This window comes from Paeniglutamicibacter sp. NPDC091659 (assembly GCF_044756805.1).
In the GTDB taxonomy this organism is placed as follows: domain Bacteria; phylum Actinomycetota; class Actinomycetes; order Actinomycetales; family Micrococcaceae; genus Paeniglutamicibacter.
In genome coordinates this window covers 40,056-47,893 of sequence record NZ_JBIVTO010000019.1, presented here as the reverse complement: position 1 = coordinate 47,893, position 7,838 = coordinate 40,056, and the positions used below count along the sequence as shown (strand labels likewise).

The window sequence follows — 7,838 nt, the reverse complement described above, 5'->3', positions numbered from 1 at the left end:
ACCGCGGCGATCTGGCACAACCTGAACACCGGCCGTCATCCGCTGCGCTCACTGACCGCCTATGACCACTGAGCCCTTGGAATCAATCATCTAGGGGTAGGGCAGAGCAAAGCGTGGGTAGCGGACGTATCCTTATGTAGAACTAAATTTCTATAAATTGGGGTGCAATGATGACTGTGCAGAATATAAGTTCCATAGATGGTGACAGCGACCAAACCATGCTGCCGGTCGCCGAGACCTCCGTCGCCGCCGGGTACCCCAGCCCGGCCCAAGACTACTTCCTTGGGTCCATCAACCTCAGCGAACACCTCATCCACGACAGCACCAGCACCTTCATCGTTCGCGTCTCCGGCCATTCCATGCAGGGCGCCGGAATCGCGGACGGCGATGAACTCATCGTGAACCGCGCCCGCAAACCCGTTGACGGATCCGTGGTGGTGGCCATCCTGGACGGCGAAATGACCGTCAAGCGCCTACGCCTCACTCCGCAAGGCGTCGTCCTGCAGGCCGAAAGCCTGGACTACCCGGATCTGGCCGTGGGGGAGTTGGCTTCCCTGACGGTGTGGGGAGTTGCCGAAACATGTCTACACCGCCTGTAAACGGCGCTATTGCATCCGATGCGGGATCTTGCGGGAGCCCGGAAGAGTACATTGCGCACGTGGACGTGAACAGCTTCTATGTGAGCTGCGAACGGGCCTTTGACCCGATGCTCATCGGGCGGCCGGTCATCGTGTTGAGCAACAACGACGGCTGCGCCGTCGCACGCTCCGAGGAGGCCAAGGTCCTGGGTGTGGAAATGGGTGCACCCTGGTTCAAGCTGGAAACAGACGCAACCTTCCGCGGGGCGGGACTGGTCGCAAGATCGAGTAACTACGAGCTCTACGGCGACCTCAGTTCCCGCGTGATGCAGCTGCTGGGCCGGCACTCGGCATGGGTCGAGGTCTACAGCCTCGATGAGGCATTTCTCGGTCTCCGGGGCACGCTGCCCGAGCTGCGGCGGCTGGCCCGGCGCATGAAGCAAGACGTGATGGACCACCTGGGGCTGCAGTCTGCGTGGGCATTGCCAAGACCAAGACCCTGGCCAAGCTGGTCAACCGTTGCGCGAAGAAATTTCAGAATCTCGAGGGTGTCTGCGTGTGGGAATCCGTCACCCCGGCCGACCGCGAGCAGCTGCTCGGCCGGCTGAGCATCGTGGAGACGTGGGGGATAGGTCCGCGGTTGACCAAGCGTCTGAACGGCTTGGGGATCTGGACCATGAAAGACCTTCGAGATGCTGACGCGGTCATGCTGCGCAACCGCTTTTCGATCGTCATGATGCGCACCATCCTGGAATTGCGCGGCATCCCGTGCATTCCGATGGAGGAGGACCGTGAAATCAAGGACCAGCTGATTTTCAGCCGTTCCTTCTCCACGCCCATCACCGACACCCACGGCATGGAACAGGTCCTGGGGATCTATGCACAACAGGCCTCGGCACGCCTGCACAAGCACCAGCGCCAAGCCAAGGTGTTGAGCGCCTGGGCGATGACCAGCCACTACAACACCAGTGACAACCACCAGCCGGCCGTCACCGTTGCCCTGCCCGGCCCCACCGCGGATCCGCTGTTGTTGACCCGGGCTGCCAAGGAACTGCTTCCCCGGATCATTGAGGGCATCAAGTACGCACGTGCCGGAATCGTGGTGACCGACCTTCGCCCGACCGGAGCCCAGGAAACGTTCGAGCCGTTCGTGAACCCGCACGAGGCCAAGGACATCGGCCCCCTGATCCAGAAGATCAAGCAGCGCCACGGCGTCAATGCCGTGGGCTTGGGGCTGGCCGGGATGAAGGCCGGCCCCGAGTGGACGATGCGCCGGGACATGATGTCACCGCGCTACACCACGCACTGGGACGAACTGCTGATCGTCAAAGCCAGCTAACGGCCCGTGCCTCGGGCGGGTGCTTTTGGGTACCACGGACGGTTTCGCGCCCCCAGATCGCGGTGAAACCGCGTTTTTTACTCACGCAGTTCCGTGAGTTGTGGCCTCGCGGTGTCTCTGCCGGAGGCCGTGTCCGTGAAGACCCGGTCCAGAACCTGGAGGTCGAGCTGGCGTTTTTCGTTCTGGTCCAGCGTGCTTACGTTCCCCGGATCTCATTGAGAACTAGCAGCCACCGGCTTCGGGCCAGCGGCGCCTACAATGCAGGACGCCAAACCTCGCTCCTTCCCCACCGTCTTGACTCGCAGCCCGAGGATCACGGTTTACTGCTGTTCGGACATATCGCTGAGTTTCCCTATCATGCTGCTCGTGTTGGGCCTTGACGCAAATCAGGATTTCAGTAACCGATCCGTATTAATACGGATCACTGGGCGGCTCGGAGCGTGCAACCTAGTATTCAACCGGCTTGTGTGCCGGAAGGTTACGACAGAGAGCTGATACTAATGCGCTTCATCCTGATGTCCGAATGCGGCACGCTCCCAGGAACGACCCACCATCGACGCTACTTCGACATGATAGAGGAGGCTGTGTTCGCGGAAAAGATGGGGTTCTACGGCTGGGGCACCTCTGAGCACCATTTCTTCAACGACTTAGCAGTGACACCGTCTCCGGAGGCTTTGTACACCGCTGTGGCTCTCAATACGCATAAGATCAAGCTGCGCTACATGAGCCGCCTCGTCTCGGTGATCCACCCGGTGCTCATCGCCGAACAGACCGCGACGACCGACATCCTCTCTAACGGGCGCATCGAACTCGCGACTGCCCGCGGCAACACCCTTCTTCAGTTGGACGCGTTCGGCGTCTCGCTGGAAGACACGAAGGGCCGTTCAGAGGAGGCCCTCGAGCTCATCGTCCGTGCGCTGAGCAACGATACCTTCAGCCACGACGGCAAGCATTGGGGCAAGATCCCCGAGCGCCGGCTGACTCCAAAGGGTGTCCAAGAGCCGCATCCGCCGCTCTACAAGGTCGTTCAAGGCGAAGAGTCCGCAGCCGACGCGCGCCGCCGCGGACTGGGCATGTTTACCTCCGACCTTTACCTAGGCTGGGACGTTCTCCAGTCCTACCTTGACGGATACAACAATGTATGCGAATCGGAGGTTAAGCCCGTGGGCGCATTCGCTGTGAAGTCCGCTGGCGCTTCCGTGATGACCGCGCGTTGCGCGAAGACTAACGACGAGGCCATGGCCCATGCGGAGCGGGACTTGCTTAATTTTGCTCGCCTGATCATTAATGACGTCTACGTGCAGCTAGCGGAGCGTTCGCCGGAGCAGTACGGCGGCTTCAGCCGCTTTGCGGAGCTGCGGGATCACGTCGACGATGCTGCATGGCTGCGCGACTGCGGCCCGACGATCCTGGTCGGTGACCCGGAGTATTGCATCGGCCAAGTGCAACGCCTAGCGGATGCCGGAGCGGACGAGGTCATTCTGCGCATTGACGGTGGGACCCATGATGAGATCATGCAGTCCATCGAGAACTTTGGCCGCTATGTGATCCCTTATTTCTCCAATCCTGCGGGCGTCGTGCGCTCCGGCCCGGTCGGCCTTCTCCCTGGAGATCCGCGCCAGCGGGCGAGCTACGAGGTGGCACAATGACACTGACACCGCATTGGCTGGCTTCCGTGCACCGGGCGGTGGTGCGCGCCATCGAGGAGCAGGATGCGGCAGGGTTTGCGGCTTTGTACACGCAAGATGGCACCCTGATGATGCCGGATGGCCAGATCGTCTCCGGCAGGGAAGCCATCGAGCGAAAGTTCGCCGCATGGCTCGACGCGGGCTTCGTCCGCCAGGATGTGGCGGTGACAGACTTCGTCCACAGCGAGGATCTTGCCATCGAGGTCGGGAACGCGGCCGGTACGTTCCAGACGGTGGAAGGCATGAGTGTCTCCCGGAGCAACTACCTGATCGTGCACCGACGTGACAAAGACGGAACTTGGGGGATTTACCGCGATATCTGGACTGCGGTATCCGGCGAGCAAGGAAGCGAGGCGAGTTACTAGTGCTAACGCCTGAAGAATATGCTGCCCAGGACGCAGTTGGTCTGGCAACGCTGATCCGCGATGGGGCAATTAAAGCCGCGGAAGCCCAGCAGGCTGCTCTTACTGCGATTCGGGACCTCGACCCCATTCTGGGCGCCGTGGTCGAGGGGCCGTTCGATCCGCCGTTGGCGTGGTCCCAGGACGGCGAACTCGCCGGAGTACCGATTGTCCTGAAAGATGTGATCGCGCACGCGACGGGGATCCCGGTCCACGCAGGATCGGGCGCGTTCGCGGAGGGGCTTGTATATGAAACCGACTCGACCTTGGTTAAAAGATTTCGCGAGGCGGGTCTAGCTATCGTCGCGACGACTAAGACGCCGGAGCTGGCGCTCAGTGTGTCCACCGAACCGCGCTGGGGCGGGCCGGTGCATAATCCGTGGGATACCTCGCGGGGGGCCGGCGGCTCGAGCGGCGGTTCAGCCGCGCTGGTGGCGGCAGGCGCCGTTCCCATCGGGCACGCGAGTGACGGCGCCGGGTCCATTCGCATCCCCGCGGCGCACAACGGCCTGGTCGGGCTGAAGCCCAGCCGCGGGAGGGTCCCGCTCGGCCCGGGACAGCAGGAGCTCTTTTATGGCAACGCCGTCGAGCTCGCGGTTACACGTAGTGTAAGGGATACGGCGTATCTGCTGGATCTGGTCCACGGGGGTGCTCCGGGCGAGAAATATACCGCGCCGCCTCCGCGACGGCAGTTTAAAGATGAACTGGAAGCAGCATCAACGCCGCTGAGGATTGCGGTGTCTATCGAGACATGGGGTGGCGAAGCGGTGCATCCGGAGGTACGTGCCTCACTCGAATCCGTAGCGCGCACTCTGGAGGATTTGGGCCATCACGTCGAATTCGTTCACCCCGACCTCGATTGGGATAGCTTCCTGAATGCCTTGACGACTATGTGGTGCGCGGGTACGTCTGCAGGGGTGACCCCGTTGCTGCAGGGAGAGGGCGATGAAAGCCGGTTCGAAGCGACCACGTTAACTTGCGCGGCAGCAGGCGCGACGCTGACCCCCGCGGATCTCGGGCATGCCTTCTCGGTAAATAACTTGGTCTCCCGCAAGATGGGGTCCTTCTTTGGCATCTGGGATGTCTGGATAACCCCGACGGCAAATCAGCTGGCGCCTCTGCTGGGTCGCTTCGACGCCGATGACCCGGGTTGTTCGGCTGAGGATTGGGTCCGCCGCTGCGTAGCAGCGTATCCGACCTGCGCCCTGTACAACGTTACCGGCGGCCCTGCGGTGAGCCTGCCGCTGGCGGTCAGTACAACGGGCCTGCCCATCGGCATTCAGCTCGGTGCGGATCTGAATCGCGAGGATATCCTCGTGCGTCTCGCCGCAGAGCTCGAGCGTGCTCTGCCTTGGGCCGGCCGACGGCCGGCGATTCACGCGTCGCATCGGGGGGTGCCGGCGTGATCATTCGGCTCATCCGAAACGAGAACGACAGACCGAGCTACCTGGTCGAGGCCCTCTACGATCTGAAGAGGCTGGCCGTGGCCAGTGATGAAAGTGCGGAGTGGATTGGCGAGGCTGTCGCGTCGCTGAACCTTGGAGAGCGAGACGCAGAACACGTTTGGCTGTCAGCTACAGTTCTTGAAGAGCATGGCCCCCCGGACCCACAATGGCACCGCAACTTCAAGTCGATGATCGACTATGCAGCTCGCAACGGCTGGGTTTCGGAAGTGGGGTGGGTGCGGGCCCACATCATTCCGCCCACCTAGCCCGGAGGAACCAAGGCTCACGTCAGGGCAGGTCGCGCCGCCGCGACCTGCCCTCGCTCTCTCCGGAACTGACGGTCTCACCGCCCGGCTCTACCGGAGATTTGGCGAGGAACGCGGCTACCTCCGAACGGCGCCGAACACCGAACTTCGCGAGAACGCTTGCCACGTGTGAGTCGACGGTTCGACGCCCGATGACCAAAGTGCCGGCGATCTCCTGGTTCGTCAGACCCTTTCCAACCAGCCCGGCGATCTCACGCTCCCGCCGGGTTAGCGTTTCCCACCCCAAATAGGCCTTCCGCCCGGACTTTCTGGCTCCATCCGGCAGATCGAGGGGAAGGACCTCGTGACCGAACAATCCTGAAGCTAGCCCAGATGGGCCGGCCTGGGCGAGCTTCCGGCCAGCGTCCTCCGCGCGCAGCCTATCGGCGGGACGCACGTTCGCTTGGAGCTCGGCCATGGACAGCACCCGTTCATGCACGAGCCTTTCGAACCCGAGGAGTGTTTTGCCGGTCAGGTTCCAGTAGCAACCGGTCGCCGTCAGTGCAGTGAGCGCATCCAAGGGATCGCTCACACGAGTCGCCCATGCGAGCAGCTCGCACGTGAGAGTCGAACCTAAATCGTCCTGAAGCTGGACCATGAGCTGCAGCGCGTCGCGGGCCAAGAGCTTTGCGGATTCCATGTCGCCGCGGAAGTAGGCGCATAGCGACCGAACCCACAGTGTGTAGGCCAGGCACCAGCGGTCACCTTGGGATTCACAGATTGCAGCGCTCTCGGCGCTCATCCGCTCTGCCTCCTCAAGCTCGCCATACACGCTGAGAATCTCGGCCCGGTGCACGAGCAGCATTGCCAGCATGCACGAGTCGCCGCTCCTACGCGCCAGGCGAATGGCAACGTCGTAGTGTTCCGTGCACGCTTGAGTGTTTCCGGCAAATCCGCAAAGTGCACCGAGGAACGCCTGCGCTAGCGCATCCGCGCCCTCGTCTCCATCGCGCTCGGCCAAGGAGGCGCCGGCCATTAGCTGCCGCTCCGCCTCGCCGGGGTCGCCGGTGACGAGCAAGACCCAGCCGCGGATGCACAGGAAGCGGGCGGTGGGAAGCCGGTCGATTGCAGCAAGGCGGGCCGCAGCCTTCTCAAGCCACATGCGGCCTTCTTCGAGATGACCGGAGCCTACCCAGTAGAACCACAGATCAGCCAGGGCCATAGCCGCCGCATGGATCTGCTCATCATCGCGCAGCCCGTTCTCCAGCGCAAGGCGGATGTTGGCCATTTCCTCTCCGATATCCGCGCTAATCTCCGTCTGCTTGCTGCCGAACCACTCACGATCGGCGTCCGCGACGAGTTGGAGGAAGTATGCGGAATGTCGACGACGAAGGTCTGCCACAATTGCGTCGCTGCGCTCACCCTCGATCGAGTGCAACATGAGAGTGCCGAACTCACGAATGGTGTCCAGCATCTTGTAACGAGAACTCTTCCCGGCGGTCGTGCGGCTAAGAACCGAACGCTGCACGAGAGACTCGATGAGATCCATGGCCTGTGCGGGCTCCATCCCGGTGATGCGGGCGATCGCGTCCAGAGAGGCGGAGCCGGCGAAAACAGCAATGCGCGACCAAAGTTCCTGCTCCCCGGGTGGGCACTGTTCCCAGCTCCAATGCAATAGGGCCTGAAGACTCTGGTGGTGCACAGGAATATCGCGCTGGCCACCGCGCAGGAGCTCGAAACGCGCCGCCAGACCGGTCAGGATTTCTGGAACACTCAGGATTCGTGTACGTAGCGCGGCCAGCTCGATAGCGAGGGGTAGTCCTTCCAGACGCGTGCAAAGTTCTATCACTTCGGGCGCGCCTACCTCCAGATGTGCGCGGCTGTCGAGGGCCATGACACGGTCGCGAAAGAGGGCAACGGCCTCCGAAACCACTCCGGGTGCCGGCGAGGAAACGCTCAGCGGCGAGACGGCGTACACATGCTCTGCGGTGACATCAAGAGCCTTTCGTGTGGTTGCGATGACCTTCAATTCGGGGCAGCTACCGAGCAGGTCCATGACCATGCGTCCGACGGCGGGGCCCACTCGGTCGCAGTTGTCCATGATGACGAGCATTGCCCGCTTACCGATTTGGTCCGCAAGCG

6 protein-coding genes and 2 pseudogenes are annotated in these 7,838 nt (G+C 62.3%); 6 read left to right on the top strand and 2 right to left on the bottom strand.

Annotated elements, in window-relative coordinates; all coding sequences use genetic code 11:
• The first annotated feature begins 218 nt into the window (after positions 1 to 218).
• Positions 219 to 599 carry a LexA family protein gene (locus ACIQLF_RS21380; RefSeq protein ID WP_400303125.1) on the top strand — a complete coding sequence of 127 codons (381 nt, stop codon included), beginning with the start codon at positions 219 to 221 and terminating at the stop codon, positions 597 to 599.
• Between the two features lie 107 nt (positions 600 to 706).
• Positions 707 to 1,917, top strand: a pseudogene (locus ACIQLF_RS21375) (Y-family DNA polymerase).
• A gap of 86 nt (positions 1,918 to 2,003) precedes the next feature.
• On the opposite strand, the pseudogene ACIQLF_RS21370 reads toward ACIQLF_RS21375, so the two are convergent.
• A pseudogene (locus tag ACIQLF_RS21370) lies at positions 2,004 to 2,108 on the bottom strand (recombinase family protein); the annotation flags it as partial.
• 309 nt (positions 2,109 to 2,417) lie between these two features.
• Here ACIQLF_RS21370 and ACIQLF_RS21365 point away from each other — a divergent pair.
• Genes ACIQLF_RS21365 through ACIQLF_RS21350 form a run of 4 tightly spaced genes read left to right on the top strand, consistent with a single transcriptional unit; the run spans position 2,418 to position 5,717 of the window.
• Positions 2,418 to 3,566, top strand: a complete 1,149-nt coding sequence (locus ACIQLF_RS21365; RefSeq protein WP_400303119.1) for an LLM class flavin-dependent oxidoreductase — start codon at positions 2,418 to 2,420, stop codon at positions 3,564 to 3,566.
• Entirely contained in the window at positions 3,563 to 3,970 is a 408-nt protein-coding gene (locus tag ACIQLF_RS21360; protein ID WP_400303116.1) for a YybH family protein, read from the top strand. Before ACIQLF_RS21365 ends, ACIQLF_RS21360 begins: the two co-directional genes overlap by 4 nt.
• The gene (locus ACIQLF_RS21355; RefSeq protein ID WP_400303113.1) at positions 3,970 to 5,412 is read left to right on the top strand and encodes an amidase; all 1,443 of its coding nucleotides are present in this window, start codon (positions 3,970 to 3,972) and stop codon (positions 5,410 to 5,412) included. Before ACIQLF_RS21360 ends, ACIQLF_RS21355 begins: the two co-directional genes overlap by 1 nt.
• Positions 5,409 to 5,717: a hypothetical protein gene (locus ACIQLF_RS21350; protein WP_400303110.1), complete on the top strand. Its 309-nt coding sequence runs from the start codon at positions 5,409 to 5,411 to the stop codon at positions 5,715 to 5,717. The genes ACIQLF_RS21355 and ACIQLF_RS21350 overlap by 4 nt, the downstream gene beginning before the upstream one ends.
• 22 nt (positions 5,718 to 5,739) lie before the next feature.
• Here ACIQLF_RS21350 and ACIQLF_RS21345 read toward each other — a convergent pair whose 3' ends face one another.
• The gene (locus ACIQLF_RS21345) at positions 5,740 to 7,797 is read right to left on the bottom strand and encodes an ATP-binding protein (RefSeq protein ID WP_400303107.1); all 2,058 of its coding nucleotides are present in this window, start codon (positions 7,795 to 7,797) and stop codon (positions 5,740 to 5,742) included.
• Positions 7,798 to 7,838 lie beyond the last annotated feature (41 nt).

Bases quoted from the DNA above. Each gene is read 5' to 3' on its own strand.
- ACIQLF_RS21380 (WP_400303125.1), top strand. From the start codon at position 219: ATGCTGCCGGTCGCCGAGACCTCCGTCGCCGCCGGGTACCCCAGCCCG.
- ACIQLF_RS21365 (WP_400303119.1), top strand. From the start codon at position 2,418: ATGCGCTTCATCCTGATGTCCGAATGCGGCACGCTCCCAGGAACGACC.
- ACIQLF_RS21360 (WP_400303116.1), top strand. From the start codon at position 3,563: ATGACACTGACACCGCATTGGCTGGCTTCCGTGCACCGGGCGGTGGTG.
- ACIQLF_RS21345 (WP_400303107.1), bottom strand. From the start codon at position 7,797: ATGGACAACTGCGACCGAGTGGGCCCCGCCGTCGGACGCATGGTCATG.